Origin of the sequence: Brevundimonas sp. TWP1-3 (assembly GCF_049896085.1) — a bacterium.
In the GTDB taxonomy this organism is placed as follows: Bacteria; Pseudomonadota; Alphaproteobacteria; order Caulobacterales; family Caulobacteraceae; genus Brevundimonas.
This window is the reverse complement of sequence record NZ_JAFCTP010000002.1, coordinates 115593-142528: the sequence shown is the minus strand read 5'-3', so window position 1 is coordinate 142528 and position 26936 is coordinate 115593. Positions and strand designations below refer to the sequence as shown.

Here is a 26936-nt window from a genome sequence, read left to right as displayed (position 1 = left end):
GACCTCCCCATGACGACCCTGACCAAACGCAAGCTCGGCTCCAGCGGCCTGGACATCGCCCCTCTGGTGTTCGGCGGCAACGTCTTCGGCTGGACGGCCGACGAGGCGACGTCGTTCGCCCTTCTGGACGGGTTCGTCGAGGCCGGGTTCGACGCCATCGACACCGCCGACGCCTATTCGCGCTGGGTTCCGGGCCATTCGGGCGGCGAGAGCGAAGTCATCATCGGCAAATGGCTGAAGGCGCGCGGTCGGCGCGACGACGTCAAGATCCTGACTAAGGTCGGATCGGACATGGGCCAGGGCCACAACGACCTGTCGCCAGGCTGGATCGAGACGGCGGTCGAGGCGTCGCTGCGACGGCTCCAGACCGACTATATCGACCTCTATCAGACCCACTGGCCCGATCCGAAGACCCCGCAGGAAGAGACGTTGCGCACGCTGGACAAGCTGGTGCAGGCAGGCAAGGTCCGGGCCATCGGCACGTCCAACCATTCGGCCGAACAGGTCAGCAAGGCGCTGGCGATTTCGGACCGCGAAGGCCTGGCCGCCTATGCGACGATCCAGCCGCACTACAACCTCTACAGCCGCGACACCTTCGAGGGCGGGCTGCAGGATCTGGCGGTCGAGAAGGGGCTGGGCGTCATCACCTATTTCAGCTTGGAGAGCGGCTTCCTGACCGGCAAATACAAGACCGTCGATCAGATCGCCGGGACCAAGCGCGAGGGGATGCTGAAGGACAAGTTCGACGAGCGCGGCGTGCGCATCCTGGCCGTGCTGGACGCCGTGGCCCAGAAGAACGAGGCCACCTCAGCCCAGGTGGCCCTGGCCTGGCTGCTGGCCCAGCCGGGGGTGACGGCGCCCATCGTCAGCGCGACGACGACCGAGCAACTGGCCGACACACTGAAGGCGGCGACCCTGACCCTGTCGGACGAGGATGTGGCGGAGCTGACGGAGGCGTCGGCTTACTGATGCCGAAGGATCGGGGTCACCAGACCCCGATCTTCTCCGCCTCGGCGTGGCTGATGGGGTGGTGGGCCTTGGCGTGGTCTTCTTCGGCGAGGAAGCGGCTGACTTCCAGGGCGGCCATGCAGCCCATGCCGGCGGCGGTGACGGCCTGGCGATACACGTCGTCGGTCACGTCGCCGGCGGCCCAGACGCCCTCGATCTCGGTCGAGGCCGTGCCGGGCTTGACCCGCAGATAGCCGCCTGAGTTGGTCTCCAGCTGACCCTTGAACAGCTCCGACGACGGGGCGTGGCCGATGGCGATGAAGACGCCGTCGGCGGGGATTTCCTGGGTCGAGCCGTCCTGGACGTTCTTCAGGCGCACGCCCGTGACGTTCCTGGCCATGCCGTCGACGACGCCGACGATCTCCTCGATCGCGACGTTCCAGATCACTTCGATCTTGGGGTGGGCGAACAGGCGGTCCTGCAGGATCTTCTCGGCGCGGAACTCGTCCTTGCGGTGGATGACGGTGACCTTGGAGGCGAAGTTGGTCAGGAACAGCGCCTCTTCGACGGCGGTGTTGCCGCCGCCGACGACCACGACCTCCTTGCCGCGATAGAAGAAGCCGTCGCAGGTGGCGCAGGCCGAGACGCCGAAGCCTTGATAGGCGGCCTCTGACTCCAGGCCCAGCCATTTGGCCTGGGCGCCGGTGGAGATGATGATGGTCTCGGCCAGGATCTCGTCGCCGCCGTCCAGCTTAAGCCGGAAAGGACGCTGCGACAGGTCGGCGGAGACGACGATGTCGTGGATGACTTCCGTGCCGACGTGCAGGGCCTGGGCCTGCATCTGCTCCATCAGCCAGGGGCCCTGGATGGTGTCGGCGAAGCCGGGATAGTTCTCGACGTCGGTGGTGATGGTCAGTTGCCCGCCGGGCTGGATGCCGGCGATGACGACAGGATTCAGCGAGGCGCGGGCGGCGTAGATGGCGGCGGTCCAGCCGGCGGGGCCGGAACCGATGATGGCGACGCGAACGGTACGAGCTTGGGTCATGGCCCCTATTTAGGGGCTGATTCCCGTTTGCGCGATGCTAGTCTCGCCTGAGGAGAAGGGGAGATGGGGATGACCAACAAGGGTGCAGCCTTTTTGCCGATCGGGATCGGCATGGGCGTGTCGATCGGGGTGGCGCTGGGCGTGGCGATGGACAACATCGGCCTGGGTCTCGCCCTGGGCACAGCCATCGGATCGGGCCTGGGCGTGGCGCTGATGGGCGCGGTCAACGCCAACGCCAAGCCCGCCAGGAAAGGCGACGGGTCGGACGGCGGCGCGGTGATCCCGTCCTCGGACACGCACCATCAGGGCGGCCATGACGGAGGCTCGGACGGCGGCGGAGATGGCGGCGGCGGGGGCGACTAAACGCCACTGTAATTTTTTTGAGTGCACATTAGTGCAGATTTTTGCGAGCCATTCTTAAAGGGCCTCCCTGACCGTGATCGACCCTAGGTCACGCCTGCGTCAGGATCGGACGTCGTCAGCGCGCCCGCATCGCTTCCAGGACCGCGCGCGCCGCGCGGTCGGTCTCGGCCAGAGGGGCGTAGGTCCAGCTGTCCAGCGTGCCGTCAAAGGGCTGCGTCGCGCCGCGTGATTGCAGATCGTCGTGCAGGCGGGCGAACTTGTCGCCGGATTTCAGCGGGATCATCGGCAGGATGTGGACCGGCTTGCCGGTCGAGGCGGCCTCGGCGGCCATGTTGGCGCTGTCCTCGGTGACCAGCACATGGTCGGCGAAATGCAGGAAGCCGAACAGGGGATTGTCGCCGGTCCCGTCCCAGATCCAGCCGGGCAGGTCCGACAGGCGCGCGGTCATGGCCGCCCTGGCCGCATCTGGCGTGCGGCGCGAGAAGGTCAGCATCAACGAACCGCCGGACGCCCGCACGGCGTCCGCGATCTGGTCCGCCAGATCCGCCGCATGGGCCTGGGGCAGGTCGAAGGCCCTGGACTTGCCGCCGATCAGCACGGCGACGCGCGGGTGGGGCAGGGGGACGATCCGGTCGGCGAAAGCAGGCGCAGCCTCGGCGATCCGCTGCGGCGTGATGCGGTGGGGCGAGCCGGTGATCTCGAAGACATTGTCGCCCGACAGTTCGTCATGGGCGGGGGCCACGATCAGGTCGTAGCGATCATTGGCCCAGCGCGGATCCTGGGTCTGGACGACGAAGGTCTTGCCGCCGCTCCAGGCCTTGACGCGGGTCGAAAGGGGCAGGGTGGCGCGGCCGGTGGCGATCCACAGATCGGGCCATTGATCGGCATTGGGAGCCGTCAGAGGCGCGGACGCCAGCATGGCCGGGGTCTTCAACGCCGAAGGCAGGCGGTCGAACAGCGGCCGCCAGCGGATGTGTTTGATCGCGATCTCGGCCGGGGTCAGGCGCTGAACGGCCTCGGCGAGGCCCAGCGCCTGGTTCTCGATGCCGGCGCGGCCGTCGGAGACGACCCAGATGGAGAGGGGTGGCGTCATCTGCTCTCCCTCCCCCTGCGGGGGAGGGTGGCCGAGCGTAGCGAGGTCGGGTGGGGAGGGCAGAGCGAAACCCCACGGACCTTACGTGTTTCAGACAGGGCGTCCCCGCCGGGCCGCCCCCACCCCGTCGCTGCGCGACGACCCTCCCCGGAGCGGGGAGGGAGAAGGTCATGCGAAGTTTGGCTTACTTCCACTCGACCTTGAGGATTTCGTAGGCCTTCACGCCGCCGGGGGTGTTGACCTCGACGACGTCGCCGACCTCCTTGGAGATCATGGCGCGGGCGATGGGCGAGGCGATGGAGACCTTGCCCTTCTTCACGTCGGCTTCGTGTTCGCCGACGATCTGATAGCGGGCCTCGTCCTCGGTATCCTCGTCGACCACGGTGACCGTGGCGCCGAACTTGACCTGGCTGCCCGACAGTTTCGACACGTCGATGACCTGGGCGCGGCTGATCTTGTCCTCGATGTCCGCGATCTGGCCTTCGATCCAACCCTGCCGCTCCTTGGCGGCATGGTATTCGGCGTTTTCAGACAGGTCGCCATGTTCGCGGGCCTCGGAGATGGCCGCGATGACGCTCGGCCTTTCGACCGACTTCAATTGCTTCAGTTGATCGTCGAGGACACGGTAGCCCTCGCCCGTCATCGGCACTTTTTCCATTGGTGTCGTGATTTTTCTGGTTCGCCCGGAGACTGGAAAGACGCGAAGTAAGCATACAAAAGGCCGCGGGGCGGGCGCGGCCGGGCATCAATACTAGGGTTTCCCGCTCAAGATTTCAAGAGCGGGACCCCGAGCCGATGAAAACATCAGGCTCGCGCGGGCGGTTCGGACTTGGGATCGCGGCGCAGGACGCCCTTGATCAGGCTGTAGGCCAGCCAGGCGACGGCGGCGAGGCCGGCCAGCATGAACAGGCCCGAGACAAGGGCGGCTCCGGCAGCCATGAAGGCCAGGATGAAGGCGACGGCCGCTGCAAGTCCGGCCACGATCTGAATGGTTTGAAGGCGCATGGCCTATCAACGTGCTGGGCCACGCCGGGTTGCGTCGCCCTCGATCACGATCCGATCACGCGTAACTGTAGGGGCCGCCGCGTTCCAATGCGCGCTGATAGGCGGGGCGGGCGTGGATGCGGGCCAGGAAGGCTTTCAGGCGGGGCTTCGTCGCTGCGTCGAACGCGCGGTCTGCGCCGGCCTCGACGGGGAAGCTCATCATGATGTCGGCGGCGGTGAACTGATCGCCCGCGAACCATTCGGACCGGCCCAGTTCATCCTCCCAGAAGCCGACGTGGGTCTTCAGCTGGGGGTCGACGAAGCTGGTCAGGGCCTTGTTCGCGATGCTCTTGACCAGGGGCTTCAGCAGGGCCGGCGCGCGACGCGGCAGCATGCCGAACACCAGTTTCAGCAGCAGGGGCGGCATGGCCGAACCCTCGGCGTAATGCAGCCAATAGGTGAAGCGACGACCGTCCTCGGTTCCCGCCGCCGGTCGCAGCCGTCCCTGGCCGTAGGTGTCCAGCAGATATTCGACGATGGCCCCGGTCTCGGCGACCTTGACCCCGCCGTCCTCGATCACCGGCGACTTGCCCAGGGGATGGATGGCCAGCAGTTCGGGCGGGGCCAGGCGGTTGCCGGCTTTCCGCTCATAGCGGACGACCTCATAGTCCAGGCCCAGTTCTTCCAGCAGCCACAGGACGCGCTGCGAGCGGCTGTCGTTCAGGTGATGGACTTTGATCATGGGTCGGCTCCAGGCGGCGAGGCGCGACTATTCGCATCGCCGCCCAAGAAGTCGAGGGGGAAGTCGAGCGCTATCGCGGGCGACGACCGCTCCACCGCGCGCGCGGCTCGGGCGCAGGCCTGGGCGTGACCTGAGGCTTGGCGCCTTCGCGACGGTTGCGCCAGACCTCATAGGCCAGGGTGGCCAGGGCCAGCTTGCCGGCATGGCGACCGGCGACGCGCCGACCGCCCTTGGACAGCAGCAGGCCGCCGAGCATGGGAACGAGTTTGTGCAGACGGGACATGGTTGATCTCCTTTGGCGGCTTAACGCGCCGTCGGGCGTCGCGGTTCGCCCTGCGACGACATGAACTGAAGACGGCCGACAGAAGGTTTGGCGCGCGCGCCGCGAAAAGCGGTGCTAGCTCTGGCCTATGAGCCAATCTCGCATCGCCGCCTTCTTCACCTCGTTGAGCTTTTTCGTCATCGCCGCCCTGGTCGCGGGGGTCGTCGTCGGGGCCTTGGCGCAGGGGACGCAGGCGTCGTGGCTGACCGGATCGCTGGGGGTGGTCGAGAGCCTGGGCCAGGTCTGGCTGAATGCGCTGCGCATGACGGTCATTCCCCTGGTGTTCAGCCTGCTGGTGACCGGCATCGTCTCCATCGCCGACGCCGCCGCGACGGGGCGGATCGCCGTGCGGTCGCTGGCGGTGTTCGGCGTGCTGCTGGTCGGGGCGACCGTCTATGCGATCCTGGCGGGGCTGGGCCTGCTGGCGGTCTGGCCCATCGACCCGGAGGCGGGCAGGGGGCTGCTGGCGGGGGTGACGACCGATTCGCTGGCGACCGTGGGCGAGGCGGCGCGGACGGACGGCCTGCGCGCCTTCCTGGCCAGCCTGGCGCCGGCGAATGTGATCAAGGCGGCGGCGGACGACGGGGTGCTGGCGGTCGTGGTCTTCGCCGTCGCCTTCGGTTTCGCCGCGACCCGGATCAAGACGGAGCTGCGCCGCCCCTTGGCGGGCTTCTTCGAGGCGGTGGCTGAGGCCATGGTGGTGATCGTCCACTGGGTGCTGCTGGCCGCGCCGTTCGGAGTGTTCGCCCTGGCGTTGGGCGTGGGCCTGCGGGCCGGGCTGGGGGTGGCGGGGACGCTGGCCCACTATGTCGCCATCGTCTGCCTGAGCCAGATCGGCCTGATCCTGATCATCTATGTCGTGGCGACGGTCTGGGGGCGGATTTCTCTGGGCCGGTTCGCGCGCGCCGTGGCGCCGGCTCAGGTGGTGGCGGTCTCGACCCAGTCGTCGCTGGCCAGCCTGCCGGTCATGATCGAGCGGGCGCGCGACTGGCTGGGCGTGCCCCAGACCTCGGCCGGGCTGGTCCTGCCGCTGGCGGTGGCGGTGTTCCGCATCACCAGCCCTGTCGCCAATCTGGCGGTCTGCCTCTATGTAGCGCAGTTGCACGGCGTCGAGCTGAGCCTGGGCGTGCTGATCGCGGGCGGTCTGACGGCCATCGCGGTGTCCATCGCCTCGGTCGGCCTGCCCGGCCAGGTCAGCTTCTTCGCCGCCATCGGCCCCATCTGCCTGGCCATGGGCCTGCCGCTGGGGGTGCTGCCCCTGCTGCTGGCGGTCGAGGTCATCCCCGACATCTTCCGCACCGTCGGCAACGTCACCGCCGACCTGGCCGCGACCCGGATCGTGGCGGGGGACAACGGGGAGGATAAAGCCGACACAGAAGTCAGGGGATAGGTTATGCGCGTATCAAAGGGATGGGCGACGCTGGTCGCCGCCGTGCTGGTCTTGGCCGCGGGAGGCCGAACCTTCGCCCAGACGACCGAGCCTCTGCCGGTCAATGTCGGCGGGCGGGTGATCCGGGACGCAGATCATGGGCTGAGGTTCGGCTGGCCGGGCGTCTATTTCGAGAGCCGGTTCAACGGAACGGGGGTGCGGGTGCGTTTCGATGCGCCGGGTGAATATCTGCGACTGCTGGTGGACGGCGAGGAGAAGGCGGCGTTTCGCGGTGCGGGGCGCATGGACCTGGCGCTGGAGGATCTGACGGCCGGGGACCATGTCGTTCGGTTGGAAAAACAGAGCGAGAGCCAGACGGGCGGCGGGCGTTTCCTGGGCTTCTTCCCCGTGGGTGCGACGACGCCCCTGCCGGCGCCCGCCCGATCGCGCCAGATAGAGTTCATCGGCGATTCCTACACCGTCGGCTATGGCGATCTGTCGACAGGGCGGTCTTGCACGGCCGAGGAAATCCACGCCTGGACGGATACTCAGAGCGCCTTTGGCCCCAGGGTCGCGCGCCGGTTCGACGCCGACTATCGGATCAACGCCTATTCCGGTTACGGCGTGGTGCGGAACTATGGCGGCAGGGATGCGGGTCAGAGCCTGCCCGCCCTCTATCCCCGGCTGAAGCCGGATGACGCCATGGCGGCAGTTGGTGGGGACGACGCCTGGCGGCCGGAGTTCATCGTGATCAACCTGGGCACCAACGATTTCTCGACCCCGCTGCGGGCGGGTGAAGCCTGGGCCGACGAAGCGGGCCTGCGCGACGCCTATCGCCGGCGCTATGTCGCCTTCGTGCAGGACCTGCACCGGGCTCAGCCCCAGGCGCGGTTCATCCTGATGGGGTCGGACAGCTTCGGCGCCGATGTCGAACAGGTCGCCGCCGTCGTCAACGCCCAGACGCCGGGACTGACCACGCCGGTCCGGTTCGGCGGCCTGGACCTGCAGGCGTGCGACTGGCACCCGTCCCAGGCCGATCATGTGCGGCTGGCGACACTGGTCGAGGGCGTGATCGCAACCTTGGACAGCGACTGGCGGCCAGCGCCCTAGCCGACCCTGACTTCAAAAAACGACCCAGGCTGCGCCCGCCGCCAGCAGGATCAGGTGCATCACCACGACCACGCCGAACTGCGTCTTGAACGGTTCCTTGCGCGTCTTGTGGCGGAGGAGGTGCTGACCCATCCAGGCGCCCAGGCCGCCGATCAGGCCGAACAGCAACAGGGTCGCCTCCGGCGTGCGCCATAGGCCGGCGCGCGCCCTCTGCTTGTCCCTGGCGAAGGCGACGAACCCGGCGATCTCCGCGATGAGGATCGCAATCAGCGCAATGTCGAGATTTGAGATCGGCATGTCCCTGGCTTTCGGCCGCTACGCGTTCGCAGCGTGCGGCCGAAAGCCGGAGATTTCGTCAACGTCAGGCGTAGTCCTGGATCGGGCGGACATCCAGGTCGCCGGCCTTGATGGCGCCGATGGCCTGGGCCGCCGCCAGGGCGCCGGCGGTTGTGGTGTAGTAGGGGATCTTCATCATCAGGGCGGTGCGGCGCAGGCTGAAGCTGTCCTGCAGCGACTGTTTGCCCGAGGTGGTGTTGAAGACCAGGTGGACCTCGCCGTTCTTCATGGCGTCCACGATGTGCGGGCGGCCTTCCAGCACCTTCTTGACCAGGCCGACCTCCAGCCCCTGTTCGACCAGGTAGCTGTGGGTGCCGCCGGTGGCGATCAGGGTGAAGCCTTCGGCCAGCAACGTCCTGGCCGCATCGACGATGAAGGCCTTGTCCTCGTCCTTGACCGAGATGAAGGCGCAGCCCGAGGTCGGCAGGGTGACGCCGCCGCCGATCTGGGACTTGGCGAAGGCGCGGGCGAAGGCGGGGGCCATGTCGGCCTCGCCCTCACGCTTCCAGTCCAGGCCCATGACCTCGCCGGTCGAACGCATTTCCGGGCCCAGGATGGTGTCGACCCCGGCGAAGCGGGCGAAGGGGAAGACCGCTTCCTTGACCGCGATATGGTCATAGGGCTTGTCGGTCAGGCCGAAGGATTTCAGCGGCACGCCGGCCATGACCTTGGCGGCGATGGCGGCGATCGGCTGGCCGATGGTCTTGGCCACGAAGGGCGCGGTGCGGCTGGCGCGCGGGTTGACCTCCAGCACGAAGATGCGCGGGTTCTCGCTGTGCGGTTCCTCGATGGCGAACTGGACGTTCATCAGGCCGCGCACCTTCAGGGCCTTGGCCATTTCAGTGGTCTGGCGCTTCAGCTCTGCCACCGTCTCGGCCGACAGGGACCAGGGCGGCATGGAGCAGGCGCTGTCGCCCGAGTGGACGCCGGCTTCCTCGATGTGCTCCAGCACGCCGGCGACGAAGACCGTCTCGTCGTCGCACAGGGCGTCCACGTCCACCTCGGTGGCGCGGTTCAGATAGTGGTCGATCAGGACGGGGTCCGAGCCCGAGACGCGCATGGCCTCATGGACGTAGCGGTCCAGTTGCTCGCGGTCGTGGACGATCATCATGCCGCGGCCGCCCAGGACGTAGGAGGGGCGCAGCACGACGGGATAGCCGACCTCTTCCGCCTTCTGGGCGGCTTCCTCGGCCGAACGGGCCAGGCCGTTGGGCGGCTGGCGCAGGCCGATGCCCTCCAGCATCTGCTGGAAGCGCTCGCGGTCCTCGGCCAGGTCGATGGAATCGACGCTGGTGCCCAGGACGGGGATGCCGTCTTCCTGAAGGGCATGGGCCAGCTTCAGCGGGGTCTGGCCGCCGAACTGGACGACGCAGCCGATCAGGTCGCCGTTCGAGCGTTCGACCTCGATCAGCTCCAGCACGTCCTCGGCCGTCAGCGGCTCGAAATACAGGCGGTCGGAGGTGTCATAGTCGGTCGAGACGGTCTCGGGGTTGCAGTTGACCATGATCGACTCGACGCCGATGTCGGCGAAGGCGAAGGCCGCGTGGCAGCAGCAATAGTCGAACTCGATCCCCTGGCCGATCCGGTTCGGACCGCCGCCCAGGATGATGGCCTTCTTCTTGTTCGTCGGCTCGGACTCGCACTCGGAGATCTGGCCCAGGGCGCCGGTCTCATAGGTCGAATACATATAGGCGGTGGCGCTGGCGAACTCGGCCGCGCAGGTGTCGATCCGCTTGAAGACCGGGCGGACGTTCAGGCCGCGACGGGCGGTGCGGACGTCCTTTTCCGTCGCGCCGGTCAGCTGGGCCAGGCGGGCGTCGGCGAAGCCCTTGGCCTTCAGCCGGCGGAACTCGGTCGGGTCGGTCGGCAGGCCCTTGACCCGGATGTGGCCTTCCTCGCGCACGATGTCGGCGATCTGGCGCAGGAACCAGGGTTCGTAGGAACAGGCGGCGTTGACCTCTTCCACCGTCAGGCCGTGGCGGAAGGCCTGGGCGATGACGCGGATGCGGTCGGGCGTCGGGATGCCCAGAGCGCGGACCACGGCGGCCCGGGCAGCGCCGGCGTCCTCGACATCGGCGACGCCTTCGATCTCGATTTCGTCGAAGCCGGACAGGCCGGTCTCAAGCCCGCGAAGGGCCTTCTGCATCGATTCCTGGAAGGTGCGGCCGATGGCCATGACCTCGCCGACCGACTTCATCGAGGTGCCCAGCAGTGGCTCGGAACCCGGATATTTCTCGAAGGCGAAGCGGGGAATCTTGGTGACGACATAGTCGATGCTCGGCTCGAACGACGCCGGCGTGACCTGGGTGATGTCGTTGGTCAGTTCGTCCAGGGTGTAGCCGACGGCCAGACGCGCGGCGACCTTGGCGATGGGGAAGCCGGTGGCCTTGGACGCAAGCGCCGACGAGCGCGACACGCGCGGGTTCATCTCGATCACCACCATGCGGCCGTCGGCCGGATTGATGGCCCACTGAACGTTCGATCCGCCGGTCTCGACGCCGATCTCGCGCAGGACGTTGATCGAGCCGGTCCGCATCCGCTGATATTCCTTGTCGGTCAGCGTCAGGGCGGGGGCGACGGTGATGCTGTCGCCCGTGTGGACGCCCATCGGGTCGATGTTCTCGATCGAGCAGATGATGATGCAGTTGTCCGCCGTGTCGCGGACGACCTCCATCTCGTATTCCTTCCAGCCCAAGACGGATTCTTCGATCAGCACTTCGGTCGTCGGCGACAGGTCGAGGCCGCGCAGCACGATCTCCTCGAACTCCTCGCGGTTGAAGGCGATTCCGCCACCGGTGCCGGCCAGGGTGAAGGACGGGCGGATCACGGCGGGCAGGCCGACGAACTCCAGCCCTTCCAGCGCCTCTTCCATCGAATGGGCGGCCTTGGAGCGGGGCGATTCCAGGCCCAGCTTGTCCATGGCGTCGCGGAATTTCTGGCGATCCTCGGCCTTGTCGATCACGTCGGCCTTCGCCCCGATCATCTCGACGCCGTACTTCTTCAGCGCGCCCGAGGCGTCCAGGGCCAGAGCGGTGTTCAGTGCGGTCTGGCCGCCCATGGTGGGCAGCAGGGCGTCGGGGCGTTCCTTGGCGATGATCTTCTCGACCATCTCGGGCGTGATCGGCTCGATATAGGTGGCGTCGGCCACCTCGGGGTCCGTCATGATGGTGGCGGGGTTCGAGTTGACCAGGATGACCCGGTACCCTTCTGCCTTCAGCGCCTTGCACGCCTGGACGCCGGAATAGTCGAACTCGCATGCCTGGCCGATGACGATCGGGCCGGCGCCGATGATGAGGATGGATTGGATGTCTGTGCGCTTGGGCATCGCCAGCTCTTCTTCTTATTGAACGCTAATGGGTCACGACCGCGCAGTCCCAGCCGTCGTAGTCCAGCTGAAACGCTGCGGCCCAGGTCTGCATCATGGCGGAGGTCGCGGCGAACGACGCCTCGTCCACCGCCATGGTGGTCTCAAGTGTGGTGGAATCGTCGGCGCCGCCGGTCAGGAAGCCGGCGCGACGCGCGACCTCGTTCAGGTCGCCGTGGTCGCCTTCGCCATAGAAGTAGAATCGCGTGTGACGCGGGGTCACGCCGCTGTCGCCCTGTTCGGCCAGCGCCGCGCGCACCATGGCGTCGCGTTCGTCATGACTGATGTCCGAGGCGTCCAAGGGGCTGCGTCGTCCTTCGTTCTCTACGCGCGCGAGAAGTCCCCGCAGAGCCTGGCCCTGCGACGCTCACGTCTGCTTGTCGGTTAAGCGGCCCGTTTAGAGAGGGAGGGGCGAGGGGGCAACCGGAAACGTCCCATCAGCGCAAATCGAAGCGCGCGAGGATGGCCAGGGGTGAATGACGCTGCCGGTTAATCTTCGCCTCAAGATGAATCCGGGACAGGTGGATTTTGTCACCTTCGTGTTGCAGATAGAACACATTTCAGACTTGGTTGCGTCGAGGCTTTGGTCCTAATGTGGTTTCTCTAGGAAGTTACATCAGCGATATGCAGTGAGCTGGTTGTTGCTCCCGCATAATCTCGAGGGATTTCAGCTTGAAGTATCAACGTTCTCGGTTGTTGGCGGGCAGCATGCTTTCCGCTGTGGGTCTCATGGCCGCCCTTCCGGCCGCCGCTCAGCAAACGCCGCCGCCCGTTGAAGGCGAGCAGCCCGCTGAATCGGCGACAGAGGTTGGCGAGATCGTCGTGACCGGTTCGCGGATTCCTCGCAACGAGTTCACCAGCGCCTCGCCCGTCCAGGTGCTGACGTCCGAGCGCGCCGAGCAGCGCGGCATCAGCGATACGGCTCAGTTCCTTCAGTCGTCCACCTTGGCGGCGGGCTCGCCCCAGGTGAACTCGGCTATTTCCAGCGCCTTCGTTACAGATGGCGGTCCGGGCGCCGCGACGATCTCGTTGCGCGGCCTGGGCGCCAACCGTACTCTGGTTCTGCTGAATGGCCGTCGTGCGGGCCCCGCAGGCACACGCGGCGGCGTGTCGTCCTTTGACCTGAACGTCATCCCGCAGTCCGCCATCAACCGCATCGACATCCTGAAGGACGGCGCCTCGTCGATCTACGGCTCCGACGCCGTCGCCGGCGTCGTCAACCTGATCACCGACCAGAACCGTGATGGCGGCGAGATGTCCGTCTTCGCCACAGCGCCGTTCGAGGGCGGTGGCGAGCAATTCAATATCTCTGGATCCTTCGGCAAAAAGTTTGATCGTGGCCACGTCAACTTTTCGGCGGACTATTATCGCCAGGAAGCCCTGCGCGCCGGCGACCGCGACTATCTGATCTGCACCAACCAGTATGTTTTCGAGCCGGGCACGCGTAACCGGGCGGATCGTATCGATCCGCGCACCGGCCAGCCGCAATGCACGGATACGCCCTGGGGTCAGGTTTACGTCTATGGCGATGACTTCTCGGGTCGCCCCGGTCGCTACCAGTTCGACTATGACGGCAACTTGGGTCAGTACATTCCGACGCGGCCAACCGATCCCGCGATCGCGTCTCAATATGCCAACGCACCCGCCGGCTTCTATCTGGTCAACTACGACACGCCCTCACGGGCGGTGACGAACAACCTGCCGGACTTCGCCAGAGAAGCGTCCATCATTCCTGAGGTCGATCGTTACACCGCCTTTATCGAAGGGGCGTATGAACTCGGCAGCGCCGAAATCTATGGCGAGTTCCTGCTGAACCGCCGCGAGAGCCGCACCGACGGGTTCCGCCAGTTCTGGAACTACACTTACACCGCTGATTTCTTCGACTATATTTACGGTCCGGGATCGGGCGGAGACCCCGTAACGGGCTTTACCGGCCCGAATCTTCTCAGCGCTACGCCGATTACCGACCACTTCGACCAATCGCAGCGCGTTGACTATATGCGTGGTGTCGCCGGTATTCGTGGCGACATCAGCGTGGGGCCGCTGAACAACTGGAAGTGGGATGTGTTCGTCCAGTACAGCCGCTCGGACGGTGATTACACTTCCGACGTCATCCTTCAGGACGCAGTGGACTCGACCAGCTTCAAGACTTCGAGCTGCGTCGGGTCGAACCTGCCGATCAGCGGTCGTCCCTGCATCGACGTCGATTTCACCGATCCCGATTTCTTGGCTGGTCGCCTGACGGACGAAGAGCGCGCTTTCCTGTTCGACACTGAGACGGGCAACACCCTTTACGAACAGACTTATGTCGAAGGCTTCATCGGGGGTGACCTGATGGAACTGCCTGCGGGTCCGCTCGGCCTCGCGCTGGGCTTCCATATTCGTCGTGACGAGATCAACGACACGCCGGGTGCAGTCACACTGGCGGACAACAGCTGGGGCCTTTCCGGCTCGGGCATCACCGCAGGCTCGGACGATACCCGCGAAGTCTATGCCGAATTGGCGGTGCCGCTTCTGAAGAACGTGCCGTTTGCGCGTGAGCTCGATCTGTCTCTCTCAAGCCGCTACACCGATACCAAGACGTCGGGCAGCGCCACCACCTACAAGGTCGGGCTGAACTGGGAGTTGATGGACGGCATCAGGTTCCGCGCATCGCACGGCACCTCGTTCCGCGCGCCTGCGCTGTTCGAACTTTATCTGGCCGATCAGACTAGCTTCCTGGCCCAACGCTCCATCGACCCCTGCTTGAACCTGAACAACAGGCTCGCGGACGGTTCCGTCTCGCAGCAGGTCTATAACAATTGCACCAGCGCCGCGGGGCCGGGCGGCGGGGTCGATGGGGCTTACGCAGGTGCGCCGTCTTCGGCGACAATTGTGACCGGCGGCGGCCTGGGCGTTCTGGAGCCTGAAACCTCCAAGGCCACGGTTCTGGGTGTGGTCCTCACGCCGCCCAACAGCGGTCTGAGCCTGGCGGTGGATTACTTCGAAATCGAGATCAAGGACGAGGTTCGTAACCTTGGCGCGGCGGGCATTCTCAATGCCTGCTACACCTCCGACAACTTCCCGACCGATCCGATCTGCAACCAGTTCGATCGCGACGTGAACTCCAGCGGCATCATTCAGGTGCGCGATTCGTATCTGAACGTCGCCGAACAAACCAACCGCGGACTGGACTTCACTGTTCGCTACATCACCGACACGCCGTGGGGTGAGCTGACGCTTGACAGCCAGACAACCTGGACTTTGGAAGACCGGACCGCGTTGTTCGAGGATGCACCGGTCAATCCGCTGGGCCGTATCGGCAATCCGGAACTGGTCGGCAACATCAACGCCAGCCTGGCCCGCGGTCCTTGGACAGCGTTCTGGGGCTTCGACTGGATCGGAAACCAAGACAGCCGCTTCGACTATATCGACGACAACGGCGACTTGTTCGAAACCATCGACGGTCGTCGGGTCGAGGTGAAGGCTGTCGCCGAGTTCACCAGCTTCCACAGCGTCTCGTTGAGCTACGACAGCGACAACGGCTGGCGGGTCAGCGGCGGCGTGTCGAACGTGTTCGACGAGTTGCCGCCGGCGGCGAGTTCGTTCGCCACGACCGTCCAGGGCAACTCGGTCTTCGGGTCGCAGTACACCGAAGCCTTCTATGGTCGTCGGGGCTTCCTTCGGGTGAGCAAGACCTTCTAAGGTCGCAATCCGGCAAAGACGTCACGGGGCGGCGGAGCGATCCGCCGCCCCGTTCTCATGTGCGACAACGTAAGAGATCTGGACATGGCCCGTATCGGCGGCATCCCCGACACCCTCGACGAACAGGTGGTTCGGTTCTCGCAGCAACCGTTGAAACAGCCGGTCATGCTCAACAGCGTGCCCAAGGGCGGCACGCATCTGTTGCGCAACATCATGCGGATGTTCGTCCCCGTCGAGCAGCACTACAAGGCCGACTTCGTTCAGGTGCCGAACATGCATCTGCACCTCGACGCCTTCAATCCGCATGTGCCGATGATAAGTGCAGCACACCTGCTGTTCAGCGACCAATCCTACGCCAATGTGCGCACGGCGCGGCACATTCTGATGGTGCGCGATCCCTACGACTGGGTGCTGGCGCGGGCGCGCTTCTTCGTGTCCGAGGAGTTTCAGCAGGACAATATCGCACACCTGAAATCCGGCGTGTTCTCAGCCGACGCCCTGATCAACATGATGATCTTCGGCATCCATCAGAAGTCGCCTGGCCTGATCGATATCTTCACGCACAATGCGGCCGCCTGGCTGGGCACGGGCGTGCATCTCATCCGGTACGAGGATCTGCTGGGCGCGGTTAAGGACATCGAGTCGCCAGAGGCCGACGCGCTGTTTGCGGACCTCTTCAAGGCTTGCGGCATAGAGCGGCCCGAGGACTGGCGCGAGCGGGCCACCATTGGCGCGGACCGGCGCTACAGCCGCACGGCCAGGGAAAACCTCAAGCCGGCGAACACCATCACCTTCCCGGCCGAGCTTTCACCCACCCAGAAGGCTTTGGTCGACTACAATGCGCCGGGTCTGCGCGCGCTGCTCGGCTACGTCTGATCCGCGATCGCCGCGATCCAGTCGGGCAGTTCGCCGATGCGGGCGAGCGATACGTAGCGGGGCTCGTTCACCGGGGCGTCGGCCAGTTCGTGGGCCCAGGTGACGTGGTAGGGGATGTGGACGCCGAAGGCGCCGGCGGCGATGGCGGGCAGGACATCGGACTTCATCGAGTTGCCGGCCATGACGGCCTCGGCCGGGCCTGTTCCGTGGCGGGTGAAGACGCGGTCGTAGGTCGCGCGGTCTTTCTCGGACACGATCTCGACGGCGCTGAACCGGTCGCCCAGGCCCGAGGCGGCCAGCTTGCGCTCCTGATCGAGCAGGTCGCCCTTTGTGATCAGGACCAGGCGGTATTTTTCGGACAGTTCGGCGACGACCTCGTCCACGCCGGGCAGGGTCTCGACCGGATGGGCCAGCATCTCGCGGCCGGCGGCCAGGATCTCGCGCACGACATGGGGCGGGGCCTCGCCGCCCGTCAGCTCCATCGCCGTCTCGATCATCGACAGGGTGAAGCCCTTGATGCCGTAACCGTAGAGACGCAGATTGCGTTGTTCGGTCTCGGCGAGACGCGCCTCGATGGTCGGTTCGTCGCCGTGATCGGCCAGCAGATCGACGAACCGCGCATGGGTCAGGCGGAAGATCGTCTCGTTGTGCCAGAGGGTGTCGTCGGCATCGAGGCCGACCGTGGTGATGCTCATGCCGCGCCCCTATCATGGGACGAACGAGGAGGGGAGACGCGATGAACGGATCGGCGGTGGTGATCGGTGCGACGGGCGGCATCGGCCGGGCGATGGTCGAACGGATCGTGAGCGGCGGGGCGTTCGAGACGGTCTGGGCCGTGTCGCGGTCGGGCGCGGATGTGGCGGGCGCGCAAGGGCTGGCCGCCGATCTGGAGAACGAGGCCAGTCTGGCGTCCGCCGCCGAGCAGATCGGCCAGGGGGCGGCGCCGACCCTGATCGTGCTGGCGACCGGCGTGCTGCACGACGGGTTTCAGCCGGAGCGGTCCTTACGCCAGCTCGATGCCGATCACATGCTGCGGGACTACCGAATCAATGCCATCGGGCCGGCGCTGGCGGCCAAACATCTGCTGCCGCTGATGCCGCGGGATCGGCGGGCGGTGTTCGCGGCCCTGTCGGCGCGGGTGGGGTCGATAGGCGACAACCGGCTGGGCGGCTGGCACGCCTATCGCGCGTCCAAGGCGGCGCTGAACATGATCTTGCGCAATCTGGCGATCGAGATGGGGCGCAGCCACCCGCAGGCGGTGATCGCCGGCCTGCATCCCGGCACGGTGGATACGGGCCTGAGCGCGCCGTTCCAGAAAGGGGTGGCCGAGGGGCGGCTGTTCACGGCAGACCATTCCGCCGAGCGGCTGCTGGCGGTTTTGTCGGACCTGACGCCGGCCGACAGCGGCGGGGTCTTCGCGTGGGACGGGGCGCGGATCCCCGAATAACGCGCCACTAACGCGCAGTCGTGACTTGAGCCAAAGGGGCGTCTGGCGTCAGATGCCGTCCATGCGCGTCAGAGTTTCCGTCCGGCTTTTCAGCCTCTTGTTGCTCGGCCTGCCGTTGAGCGGGCCGGCCGTGGCCCAACCGGCCAGCTCAACGGTGTCTATCCAGTCGATGGCCGCGCCCCAGACGCGAGACCGCGTGCGTCTGAACCAGCGGGTGTTCGACCGGGTGTGGAGCGAGGTCCGGCGCGGCTATTACGATCCGACCCTGCACGGCGTGGACTGGAACGCGGCGCGGGCGCAGTTCCGGCCCCAGGCCCTGGCGGCGACCGACGAGCGGGGGCTGTATCGGGTCATCAACGAAATGCTGGACCTGCTGGACGACGGCCATGCCGCCGCCAGCCCGCCGGCCGCCGTGCGTCGCCAGGAGGCCCAGTTCGCCCGCCGCGCCGTCATGGGGCTGACGTTGATGCGGGGCGAGACGCCCGACGACTGGACCGTCGAACGCATTCGGCCCGGTTCGCCGGCCGAGGAGGCGGGGGTGCAACTGGGCTGGTCGCTGAACTCGGTCGATGGTCGGCCCTGGGGGCCGGATGTCGAGACGCATGAAGGACAGCCGGTGCAGCTGGTCCTGACGGACGAGACGGGCCAGCGGCACGAGACCGCCCTGACCCCGCGCGTGATGGACGCGGTCGAGCCGTTCACGGCGGACAAGTCCCGGCCGGGCGTGCTGGTCCTGCGGGTCGAGCAGTTCGACAAGGGGCTGGGCGCGTGGATGGGCAGCGAGCTGGAAGGCCTGCCCGCCGACGTCGATGTGGTGCTGGACCTGCGCGGTAATCCGGGTGGTCGTTTGATGGAGGCGGAGGCCGTCCTGACCTGTTTCCTGCCCGCCAATCAGGCCTGGGCCACGCGGAGGGGTCGCAGCGGCCGGGCGGTGGTGCTGCGGGCGGCGGGTGACTGCGGCGACCGGCGCGATCCCTTGGCGAACGACGTCGCGGTGCTGGTGGACCAGGGCAGCCGAAGTGCTGCGGAACTGACGCCTGCCGCCCTGCAGGAGGCGCGTCGCGGGATTGTGGTGGGCGAGAAGACGGGGGGATCGGTCCTGATCGCCCAGGAGACCAATCTGCCGGATGGGGGGAAACTGACGCTCAGCCGGGCGGACTTCGTGACCTCGGGCGGCATGCGGCTGGAAAAGCGAGGCGTCACGCCCGATATCGCCGCGCCCCGCAGCGTGGCTCAGCGCCGCGCCGGCGACGACCCCGCGCTGGAGGCCGCCATCGCCGCGCTTCAGGCGGAGGATCGGGCTCGGGCCGACACCCCCGCAAGCGGCATTTAGATCAGCAGCATTTGAAGCCGCCGGCGCCGCCGAAACGGCGCTGTTCGTGCAGTCGGAAGAAGGCCGTCTTGTCCAGTGGCGGCTGGTCGGCGTGGGTCGCGGTCGCGTGGGCGACGTAGGCGTCGTAGTCCGGCTGGCCGATCATGGCGCCCGCCGTGCGCCTGACGCCGCGACCCCACCGCAGGGCGGTGTCGCGGCACAGGCAGAGCAGGTCGTCCTGGGTCTGAGGACTAGGCACGGGCGATGTCCGCCGCTTCGTCGGCCGGGGTCAGGTCGTGCGCTTCGGGATATTCGCGCACGGTCGGCCGGTTGTTGCGGTAGGCCTTGCGGCACGCCAGCACGCCGTAGATCACCATGGTGACGACCACGAACAGGAAGCCGGCCGTCAGTGTGGAGTTGACGTAGTCGTTGACGATGATGCGGTGCATGTCGCCGACGCTCTTGGCCGGGGCGATCAGTTCGCCGGCGCCCATGGCCTCCTGATACCTGCGGGCGTGGGCCAGGAAGCCGATGCGGACCTCGGGGTGGAACAGCTTCTGGAGGCCCGCCGTCAGGGTGCAGATCAACAGCCAGGTCGCCGGGACCATGGTGACCCAGGCGTATCTCTCGCGCTTCATCTTGAACAGGACGACCGTGCCCAGGATCAGGGCGACGGCGGCCAGCATCTGGTTGGCGATGCCAAACAGAGGCCACAGGCTGTTGATGCCGCCCAGCGGATCGACCACGCCGGTGTAGAGGAAATACCCCCACAGGCCGACCGTCAGGGCCGTGGCGATGACGTTGGCGCCCCACGACTTGGTCTCGCGCATCTTGGGCACGGCGACGCCCAGCAGATCCTGGATCATGAAGCGGCAGACGCGGGTGCCGGCGTCGACCGTGGTCAGGATGAACAGGGCCTCGAACAGGATGGCGAAGTGATACCAGAAGGCCATCATGGCCTGGCCGCCGATGACGCTGGACAGGATGTGGGCCATGCCGACCGCCAGGGTCGGGGCGCCGCCCGCCCGCGACAGGATCGAGTTCTCGCCCACGTCTCGGGCCAGTTGCTCAAGCTCTCCGGGCGTGATGTGGAAGCCCCATTGGGCGACCGCAGCGGCGGCCGAGACCGCGTCGTTGCCGATGAGGGCGACCGGGCTGTTCATGGCGAAATAGACCGCCGGGTCCAGCACCGTGGCGGCGATCAGGGCCATGACGGCGACGAAGCTTTCGCACAGCATGGCGCCGTAGCCGATCAGCGGAATCTGGTTTTCGTTCTCCAGCAGTTTCGGCGTGGTGCCCGACGAGATCAGGGCGTGGAAGCCTGAGACCGCTCCGCAAGCAATGGTGATGAACAGGAAGGGGAATAGGGCGCCGGCGAAGACCGGACCGGTGCCGTCGATGAAGGGGGTGACGGCCGGCATCTGCAGGTGCGGACGCACGATCAGGATGCCGATGGCCAGGGCCACGATGGCGCCGATCTTCAGGAAGGTCGACAGATAGTCGCGCGGCGCCAGCAGCAGCCAGACCGGAATGACCGAGGCGATGAAGCCGTAGACCATCATCAGGATGGCCAGGGTCGGGCCGGTCAGGGTGAAGGCCGGGCCCCAGAACGGGTCGGCCGCGACATGGCCGCCGCCGATGATGGCCAGGATCAGCAGGACGACGCCGATGACCGAAATCTCGCCCACGCGGCCGGGCCGCAGATAGCGGGTATACAGGCCCATGAAGATGGCGATGGGGATGGTGGCGGCGACGGTGAAGGTGCCCCAGGGGCTCTCGGCCAGGGCCTTGACCACGACCAGGGCCAGAACGGCCAGGATGATGACCATGATCATCAGCACGCCGACCTGGGCGATGATGCCGGGGATGGTGCCCATTTCGGTGCGGATCATGTCGCCCAGCGACTTGCCGTCGCGACGCGTGGACATGAACAGGACGATCATGTCCTGCACCGCGCCCGCCAGAACCACGCCGACCAGGATCCACAGCACGCCGGGCAGATAGCCCATCTGGGCGGCCAGCACCGGCCCGACCAGCGGCCCCGCGCCGGCGATGGCGGCGAAGTGGTGACCGAACAGGACGTTGCGGGGCGTCGGCACATAGTCCAGCCCGTCGTTGCGGCGCATGGCCGGCGTCAGACGCGCGGGGTCCAGCTTCAGCACCTTGTTGGCCAGGAAGCGGGCGTAGAACCGATAGGCGATGGCGTAGGTGCAGACGGCGGCGACCACCATCCAGACCGCGCTGATGCTCTCGCCCTGATGCAGGGCGATGACGCCGAGGGACACGGCCCCCAGAATGGCGATGGCGCCGAAAATTATGGGTGTGCTGAGTTTGCCCACGACAGATCCCTCCCGGCCGGCTGACTGCGGCCCTCGCCCTTGGTTTGCACCACAATGCGGGACAAGGCCAATCGACTAAAGTCGTAGAAATGCAGGTCGGGGAAACCGTCTCCTCCCTGTCGCGCAGCGACGGGGAGGTGGCGCGGCGCGCCTTCGCGCCGTGACGGAGGGGTTCTGCAACGCATCACCGGCGCCTGTGGGGCTTCAAGAGCCCCTCCACCACGCTACGCGCGGTCCCCCTCCCCGCGAAGCGGGGAGGAGACGATGGTCAGCTCCGGACCACCTTCACCCGCCCGGCCGCCTCGCGCGCGCGTTCACGGGCTTCATCGACATCGGCGCCGCGTGCGGTCGCCACGCCCATGCGGCGGCGCTCATAGGCTTCGGGCTTGCCGAACAGGCGCAGGTCGGCGGTGGGGACGGAGAGGGCCTCGGCGACGCCTTCGAAGGCGATCCCTTGCGCCTCCATGCCGCCGTAGATCACGGCGCTGGCGGTGAGTTCGCGAAGGGTCACGTCGACGGGCAGGCCCAGGATGGCGCGGGCGTGCAGGGCGAACTCGCTCATGGTCTGGCTGGCCAGGGTGACCAGGCCGGTGTCGTGGGGGCGGGGCGAGACCTCGGAGAACCAGACCTGGTCGCCCTTGACGAACAGTTCGACGCCGAAGACGCCGAGACCGCCCAAGGCGTCGGTGACCTTGCCGGCGATGTCTTGAGAGGCGGCAAGCGCAGCGGGGGTCATGGCCTGGGGCTGCCAGCTCTCGACATAGTCGCCCTTGACCTGGCGGTGGCCGATGGGGGCGCAGAAGTCCGTCCGGGTCGAGCCGTCGGCGGCACGCGAGCGGACGGTCAGCAGGGTGATCTCGAAGTCGAAGTCGATCCGGCCTTCGACGATGACGCGGGCGCCGGCGACGCGGCCGCTGTCTTGCGCATAGGTCCAGGCGTCGGCGATTTCGTCGGGGCTTTCGACAAAGGATTGCCCCTTGCCGGAGGAGGACATGACCGGCTTGACGAAGGCGGGATAGCCGACGGTTTCGGCGCCGGCCGCCAGTTCCTCGGCGCTGCCGGCGAAGGCGTAGGGGCTGGCAGGCAGGCCCAGGTCCTCGGCGGCGAGACGGCGGATGCCTTCGCGGTTCATGGTCAGCTGCACGGCGCGGGCGGTGGGGATGACCACGGCCAGACCGGCCGCCTCGATATCGGCCAGGACCTCGGTGGCGATGGCCTCGATCTCGGGCACGATGAAGTGCGGGGCTTCGGCCAGGATGACGCCGTTCAGCACCTGGGGGTCGGTCATCGGGATGACGTGGCTGCGGTGCGCGACCTGCATGGCGGGGGCGTTGGGATAGCGATCCACGGCGATGACCTCGACGCCGAGCCGTTGCAGCTCGATGGCGACCTCCTTGCCGAGTTCGCCCGAGCCCAGCAGCATGACGCGGACGGCGGTGTCGGAAAGCGGGGTGCCGAGTTTCATCGGGGTCAGGCTCCGGTAGCGGGTTCGATCAGGTCCCAGGCGTTTCCGTAGAGGTCTTCGAAGACCACCACCTTGCCATAGGTCTCATGTCGCGGGGTTTCGCGGAAGTGGACGCCGGCGGCAAGCCAGGCGGCGTGGTCGCGCATCAGGTCGTCGGTTTCGAGGAACAGCCAGACGCGGCCGCCGGCCTGGTTCCCGACCTGAGCCTTCTGGGCCTCGGTCGTGGCGCGGGCGAGTAGCAGGCTGGTTTCGCCGCCTTTGGGGGTGACGCGCACCCAGCGCTTCCCGCCGCCCATGTCGGTTTCCTCGCTGAGGTCGAAGCCGAGCTTGCCGACATAGAAGGCGATGGCCGCGTCATAGTCGTGGACCAGCAGGCTGACGGCGCCGATGCGGCTCATTTCGCGGGCTCCGCATAGAGGCGGCGGAAGGCGTCGAGGGCTGCGCCGTGATAAATGGTGGCGTGGGTCTCGGTCGGGCGGGGCGTGAAGCTCCAGCTCAGTCCGGGCAGGGCGTGGTCGCGCAAATTGGCGGTCAGGACGTCCATCGGAGCCTGCATCTCGGGGCCTTCGTCGCCCAGGGTCAGGATCAGGGTGCGGGGGGCGTTCGACTGGTCGCGCAGATGGGCGCCGGACTGACGCGCCAGGACGCCGCCGTCCCACCACAGGCTTGGGCTGACGGCGACATAGGCGTCGAACATCTGCGGTTCCTTCAGGAAGGTCTCGACCACGAACAGGCCGGCCAGGGACTCGCCCATCAGGGCGGTTTCGCCGCTGGTGCGATAGCGGTTTTCGATGAAGGGCTGGACCTCTTCGGACACGAAGCGGCGGAAGCGATCCGAATGGCCCTGGGTCGGATAGCGGGCGATCAGTTCGGGGTCTTGTGTCGGCAGGGCCAGTTCGTTGCGGCGGTCCACCGAGGCGATCCCGACCACGATCACATCACGCGTGGCGCCGGCGACGGTCCCCAGCTGGGCGAGGCCCGAGATGTGGTGGAAGTCCTGATCCTGGCCGCCGTCAAGGAGATAGAGGACGGGATAGGTCTTGCCGCTGTCGGCATAGCCGGGGGGCAGCCAGACGTTGATCTCGCGCGTCGCGCCCATGATCGCGGAGGGCAGGGCGTAGGACCGGCCGATGACGATGGGGGTTTCGGCGATCGTCGGCGTCTGGGCGGCGACCGTCGTCGTTATGCCGAGGGCCAGGCCGATGGTCAGCACCAGAACGCGAACCGAAATCATCGACATCTCCACAAGGCTTCCCTCTCCCATTGGGAGAGGGCTTGAGCGCACGGCGGCAAAGCCGTCGTTTTTGCGCGAAAGGGTGAGGGTCGGGTGGTGCGAACTGGCCCACCGGCCGACCCTCATCCGGCCCTGCGGGCCACCTTCTCCCAATGGGAGAAGGGCAGGCTTTCTCAGGCTTTCTACAGCCGCGCCTTCACCGCCGCGACGACGGCGTCGGCGGTGATGCCGAACTTGTCGTAGAGGACTTCGGCGGGGGCCGAGGCGCCGAAGCCGGTCATGCCGATGAAGGCGCCGTCTTCGCCGATGAACCGCTCCCAGCCCTGTTTGACGGCGGCCTCGACGGCGACGCGGACCGTGCCGCGGCCGATGACCGAGGCCTGGTAGGCGGCGTCCTGCTGCTCGAACAGCTCGAAACAAGGAACGGAGACGACGCGGGTCGGGATGCCTTCGGCTTCAAGCGTCTCTGCGGCCTTGAGGGCCAGGGCCAGCTCCGTGCCGGTGCCGAACAGGGTGGCCTTGGCTTCAGCCGAAGCCGCCTTAATCTCATAGGCGCCCTTGGCGGAGAGGTTTTCCGTGCCCGCGACGGTGCGGACGGCCGGGGTCTTCTGGCGCGACAGGGCCAGGGCCGAGGGAGAGGTCCTGGTTTCCAGCGCGATCTTCCAGCATTCCATGGCCTCGACCGTGTCGGCGGGGCGGAAGACCAGCAGGTTGGGGATGGCGCGCAGGGCGGCCAGGTGTTCGACCGGTTGGTGGGTCGGGCCGTCCTCGCCCAGGCCGATCGAGTCGTGCGTCAGGACGTGGATGGCGCGGACCCCCATCAGGGCGCCTAGACGGATGGCCGGGCGGCTGTAGTCCGAGAAGACCATGAAGGTGCCGGCATAGGGGATGATCCCGCCGTGCAAAGCCAGGCCGTTCATGGCGGCGGCCATGCCGAACTCGCGGATGCCCCAGTTGACGTAGCGGCCCTCATAGGACGGAGCGTCCAGGATGGGGGTGCCGGCGACGAAGGTGTTGTTCGAGCCGGTCAGGTCGGCCGAACCGCCGACCAGTTCGGGGATGGAGGCGAAGACCTGGTCCAGGGCGGCGCCCGAGGACTGGCGCGTGGCCTGAGCCGGCTGGGTCTCGATCAGTTCGGCGATCTTGGCGTTCAGGGCGTCGAAGGCGCCCTCCGGAAGGTCGCCCTTCATGGCGCGGGTGAAGTCGGCGGCCTGGGCCGAGGCGGCCAGGCGGGCCTCCCACTTCTTGCGGTCCTTGGCGCCGCGACGCCCGACCTTGTGCCAGGCGTCGGCGATGGTCTGGGGCATTTCGAAGGGTTCGTGATCCCAGGCCAGGCCCAGGCGGGTGGCGGCGATTTCGGCGGCGCCCAGGGCCGCGCCGTGGGTCTTGTGGCTGCCTTCCATCGTGGCGGCGCCCTTGCCGATCTTGGTCTTGCAGGCGATCAGGGTCGGCTTGTCCTGACGGGTCGCCCATTTCAGGGCGGCCTTGATGGCGTTCATGTCATGGCCGTCGATGGCCTTGACCGCCCAGCCGGCGGCTTTGAAGCGGGCCTTCTGGTCGGTGGCGTCGGACAGGGAAACCTTGCCGTCGATGGTGATTTCGTTGTCATCCCACAGGACGGTGAGCTTGTTCAGCTTGTAGCGGCCGGCCAGGGCGATGGCTTCCTGGCTGACGCCCTCCATCAGGCAGCCGTCGCCGGCGACGACCCAGGTGCGGTGGTCGACCAGGTCGTCGCCGTATTTGGCGGCGAGGTGACGCTCGGCCATGGCGAAACCGATCGAGGTGGCCAGGCCCTGACCCAGCGGGCCGGTGGTGACCTCGACGCCGGGCATATGGCCGTATTCCGGGTGGCCTGAGGTTTTGGAGCCCCACTGGCGGAAGTTGGACAGTTCTTCCTTGGTCGCGGCCTTGTAGCCGGTCAGGTGCAGCAGGGCGTAGATCAGCATCGAACCGTGACCGGCCGACAGGATGAAGCGGTCGCGGTCGGCCCAGTCGGGGCGGCTCGCGTCGAACTTCAGGAACCTGGAGAACAGCACGGTGGCGACGTCGGCCATGCCCATCGGCATGCCGGGGTGGCCCGACTTGGCCTTCTCGACGCCGTCCATGGCGAGGACGCGAATGGCGTTCGCCATCTGCTCGGGCGTGGCCTTTGGTGCGGTTTTGGCGTCGGTCACGGTGGAGACCTCTGTATGGGACGGCGGAAAAAGGGGGCGCGCCGCTTTACCCCGGCGCGTCCTCGGGTTCTATACGCAATTTGAAGGAGCGACCGATGGCAGACGCCACCACGGCCGCACGGGCGCGTATCGACCGCGCCCTGGCCGAACTGGAACGCAAGATCCTGCAACTGAAGGCGCGCCCCGCCTCGGCGCCCTCCATTGCGGACGACGACCTGTTCGCGCCCCGTTCTTCGGATTCGGGGGCCAGCGATCAGCGCGTCGCCGAGCTGGAGGCCGCCGGGCGCGAAGCCTCCGACGCCCTGGCCCGCGCGGCAGAGGCCGTGCGCGGCGTGCTGGCCGAAAGCGAGGCCGGCTGATGGCGACGGTGACGGTCGAGGTCAACGGGCGGCCCTATGCGGTGGGTTGCGCCGACGGTCAGGAAGAGCGGGTCCGCATCCTGGCCAAACAGTTCGACAACCAGGTGCGACAGGTGGCCCAGGACGTGGGGCATGTCGGCGACCTGCGCCTATTTTTGATGTCCGCCCTGATCCTGGCCGACGAACTGCACGAGGCGCGCCTGAACGGCGGCAAGGCGGGGCCGTCCACCCTGGCCCCGGCTCCGGCTTCGACGGACGGCGTCGCCGAGGCGCTCAACGCCGTCGCCGCCCGGATCGAAAAGATCGCCCAAGGCATTTGATCGGCTATCTGATCAAGATTTGATCGTGGGCGCTGGCGCAAGCTGAGGCG

At 66.9% G+C, this 26936-nt stretch carries 26 protein-coding genes; 10 read left to right on the top strand and 16 right to left on the bottom strand.

What is annotated here, in order from left to right:
• Positions 1-9 precede the first annotated feature (9 nt).
• The gene (locus ACP693_RS12705) at positions 10-969 is read left to right on the top strand and encodes an aldo/keto reductase (protein ID WP_426019904.1); all 960 of its coding nucleotides are present in this window, start codon (positions 10-12) and stop codon (positions 967-969) included.
• 16 nt (positions 970-985) lie between these two features.
• Here the strand turns inward: ACP693_RS12705 and trxB are convergent, their stop codons facing one another.
• Positions 986-1993: a thioredoxin-disulfide reductase gene (trxB, locus tag ACP693_RS12700; RefSeq protein WP_426019903.1), complete on the bottom strand. Its 1008-nt coding sequence runs from the start codon at positions 1991-1993 to the stop codon at positions 986-988.
• Between the two features lie 69 nt (positions 1994-2062).
• Between trxB and ACP693_RS12695 the strand changes: the two genes are divergently transcribed.
• Positions 2063-2356: a hypothetical protein gene (locus ACP693_RS12695; RefSeq protein ID WP_426019901.1), complete on the top strand. Its 294-nt coding sequence runs from the start codon at positions 2063-2065 to the stop codon at positions 2354-2356.
• A 115-nt stretch (positions 2357-2471) separates the two neighbouring features.
• On the opposite strand, the gene ACP693_RS12690 is transcribed toward ACP693_RS12695, so the two are convergent.
• The 5 genes from ACP693_RS12690 to ACP693_RS12670 all read right to left on the bottom strand — a co-directional run bounded on the left by ACP693_RS12690 (position 2472) and on the right by ACP693_RS12670 (position 5458).
• Positions 2472-3449: a mitochondrial fission ELM1 family protein gene (locus ACP693_RS12690; protein ID WP_426019899.1), complete on the bottom strand. Its 978-nt coding sequence runs from the start codon at positions 3447-3449 to the stop codon at positions 2472-2474.
• 184 nt (positions 3450-3633) lie between these two features.
• Positions 3634-4107, bottom strand: coding sequence for a transcription elongation factor GreA (gene greA / locus ACP693_RS12685; protein WP_346494833.1), 474 nt, complete (start codon positions 4105-4107; stop codon positions 3634-3636).
• Positions 4108-4253: 146 nt separating this feature from the next.
• Positions 4254-4454, bottom strand: coding sequence for a hypothetical protein (locus tag ACP693_RS12680; RefSeq protein ID WP_346494834.1), 201 nt, complete (start codon positions 4452-4454; stop codon positions 4254-4256).
• A 55-nt stretch (positions 4455-4509) separates the two neighbouring features.
• Positions 4510-5175 carry a glutathione S-transferase family protein gene (locus ACP693_RS12675; protein WP_426019897.1) on the bottom strand — a complete coding sequence of 222 codons (666 nt, stop codon included), beginning with the start codon at positions 5173-5175 and terminating at the stop codon, positions 4510-4512.
• 70 nt (positions 5176-5245) lie between these two features.
• The gene (locus tag ACP693_RS12670; RefSeq protein ID WP_409713582.1) at positions 5246-5458 is read right to left on the bottom strand and encodes a cysteine protease; all 213 of its coding nucleotides are present in this window, start codon (positions 5456-5458) and stop codon (positions 5246-5248) included.
• A gap of 127 nt (positions 5459-5585) precedes the next feature.
• Here ACP693_RS12670 and ACP693_RS12665 point away from each other — a divergent pair, with 127 nt between their 5' ends.
• Both ACP693_RS12665 and ACP693_RS12660 read left to right on the top strand, forming a co-directional pair.
• Complete coding sequence (locus tag ACP693_RS12665) at positions 5586-6887, top strand: dicarboxylate/amino acid:cation symporter (protein WP_426019895.1); 1302 nt, start codon at positions 5586-5588, stop codon at positions 6885-6887.
• Positions 6888-6890: 3 nt separating this feature from the next.
• On the top strand, positions 6891-7976 hold the full coding sequence (locus ACP693_RS12660) for an SGNH/GDSL hydrolase family protein (protein WP_426019893.1): 1086 nt from the start codon (positions 6891-6893) through the stop codon (positions 7974-7976).
• 12 nt (positions 7977-7988) lie between these two features.
• On the opposite strand, the gene ACP693_RS12655 is transcribed toward ACP693_RS12660, so the two are convergent.
• The 3 genes from ACP693_RS12655 to ACP693_RS12645 all read right to left on the bottom strand — a co-directional run bounded on the left by ACP693_RS12655 (position 7989) and on the right by ACP693_RS12645 (position 11977).
• The gene (locus ACP693_RS12655; RefSeq protein WP_426019891.1) at positions 7989-8273 is read right to left on the bottom strand and encodes a DUF1294 domain-containing protein; all 285 of its coding nucleotides are present in this window, start codon (positions 8271-8273) and stop codon (positions 7989-7991) included.
• 64 nt (positions 8274-8337) lie between these two features.
• A complete protein-coding gene (gene carB, locus ACP693_RS12650; RefSeq protein WP_426019889.1) occupies positions 8338-11637 on the bottom strand; it encodes a carbamoyl-phosphate synthase large subunit in 3300 nt (1099 codons plus the stop codon).
• A gap of 25 nt (positions 11638-11662) precedes the next feature.
• Positions 11663-11977: a hypothetical protein gene (locus ACP693_RS12645; protein ID WP_236547491.1), complete on the bottom strand. Its 315-nt coding sequence runs from the start codon at positions 11975-11977 to the stop codon at positions 11663-11665.
• 407 nt (positions 11978-12384) lie between these two features.
• Between ACP693_RS12645 and ACP693_RS12640 the strand changes: the two genes are divergently transcribed.
• Positions 12385-15360 carry a TonB-dependent receptor domain-containing protein gene (locus tag ACP693_RS12640; protein WP_426019887.1) on the top strand — a complete coding sequence of 992 codons (2976 nt, stop codon included), beginning with the start codon at positions 12385-12387 and terminating at the stop codon, positions 15358-15360.
• A gap of 84 nt (positions 15361-15444) precedes the next feature.
• A complete protein-coding gene (locus ACP693_RS12635; RefSeq protein WP_425985106.1) occupies positions 15445-16236 on the top strand; it encodes a hypothetical protein in 792 nt (263 codons plus the stop codon).
• On the opposite strand, the gene ACP693_RS12630 is transcribed toward ACP693_RS12635, so the two are convergent.
• A complete protein-coding gene (locus ACP693_RS12630) occupies positions 16227-16931 on the bottom strand; it encodes an HAD family hydrolase (protein ID WP_426019885.1) in 705 nt (234 codons plus the stop codon). The genes ACP693_RS12635 and ACP693_RS12630 overlap by 10 nt on opposite strands.
• Before the next feature lie 41 nt (positions 16932-16972).
• Between ACP693_RS12630 and ACP693_RS12625 the strand changes: the two genes are divergently transcribed.
• Positions 16973-17683, top strand: a complete 711-nt coding sequence (locus ACP693_RS12625; protein ID WP_426019883.1) for an SDR family NAD(P)-dependent oxidoreductase — start codon at positions 16973-16975, stop codon at positions 17681-17683.
• Between the two features lie 61 nt (positions 17684-17744).
• Entirely contained in the window at positions 17745-19016 is a 1272-nt protein-coding gene (locus ACP693_RS12620) for a S41 family peptidase (protein WP_426019881.1), read from the top strand.
• A 1-nt stretch (position 19017) separates the two neighbouring features.
• Here ACP693_RS12620 and ACP693_RS12615 read toward each other — a convergent pair whose 3' ends face one another.
• The 6 genes from ACP693_RS12615 to tkt form a co-directional block, all read right to left on the bottom strand.
• A complete protein-coding gene (locus ACP693_RS12615; RefSeq protein WP_135194900.1) occupies positions 19018-19254 on the bottom strand; it encodes a YbdD/YjiX family protein in 237 nt (78 codons plus the stop codon).
• Positions 19247-21334, bottom strand: a complete 2088-nt coding sequence (locus tag ACP693_RS12610) for a carbon starvation CstA family protein (RefSeq protein ID WP_426019880.1) — start codon at positions 21332-21334, stop codon at positions 19247-19249. Before ACP693_RS12610 ends, ACP693_RS12615 begins: the two co-directional genes overlap by 8 nt.
• Before the next feature lie 268 nt (positions 21335-21602).
• Positions 21603-22799: a formate-dependent phosphoribosylglycinamide formyltransferase gene (gene purT / locus ACP693_RS12605; protein WP_426019878.1), complete on the bottom strand. Its 1197-nt coding sequence runs from the start codon at positions 22797-22799 to the stop codon at positions 21603-21605.
• Positions 22800-22804: 5 nt separating this feature from the next.
• A complete protein-coding gene (locus ACP693_RS12600; protein WP_426019876.1) occupies positions 22805-23197 on the bottom strand; it encodes a VOC family protein in 393 nt (130 codons plus the stop codon).
• Positions 23194-24033, bottom strand: coding sequence for an alpha/beta hydrolase (locus tag ACP693_RS12595; protein ID WP_426019875.1), 840 nt, complete (start codon positions 24031-24033; stop codon positions 23194-23196). The genes ACP693_RS12600 and ACP693_RS12595 overlap by 4 nt, the downstream gene beginning before the upstream one ends.
• A 182-nt stretch (positions 24034-24215) precedes the next feature.
• Positions 24216-26207: a transketolase gene (gene tkt, locus ACP693_RS12590; RefSeq protein WP_426019874.1), complete on the bottom strand. Its 1992-nt coding sequence runs from the start codon at positions 26205-26207 to the stop codon at positions 24216-24218.
• A 95-nt stretch (positions 26208-26302) separates the two neighbouring features.
• On the opposite strand from tkt, the gene ACP693_RS12585 reads away from it, so the two are divergent.
• Positions 26303-26566, top strand: a complete 264-nt coding sequence (locus tag ACP693_RS12585) for a hypothetical protein (protein WP_426019872.1) — start codon at positions 26303-26305, stop codon at positions 26564-26566.
• The gene (locus ACP693_RS12580) at positions 26566-26886 is read left to right on the top strand and encodes a cell division protein ZapA (RefSeq protein ID WP_135194907.1); all 321 of its coding nucleotides are present in this window, start codon (positions 26566-26568) and stop codon (positions 26884-26886) included. Before ACP693_RS12585 ends, ACP693_RS12580 begins: the two co-directional genes overlap by 1 nt.
• Positions 26887-26936: the final 50 nt, after the last annotated feature.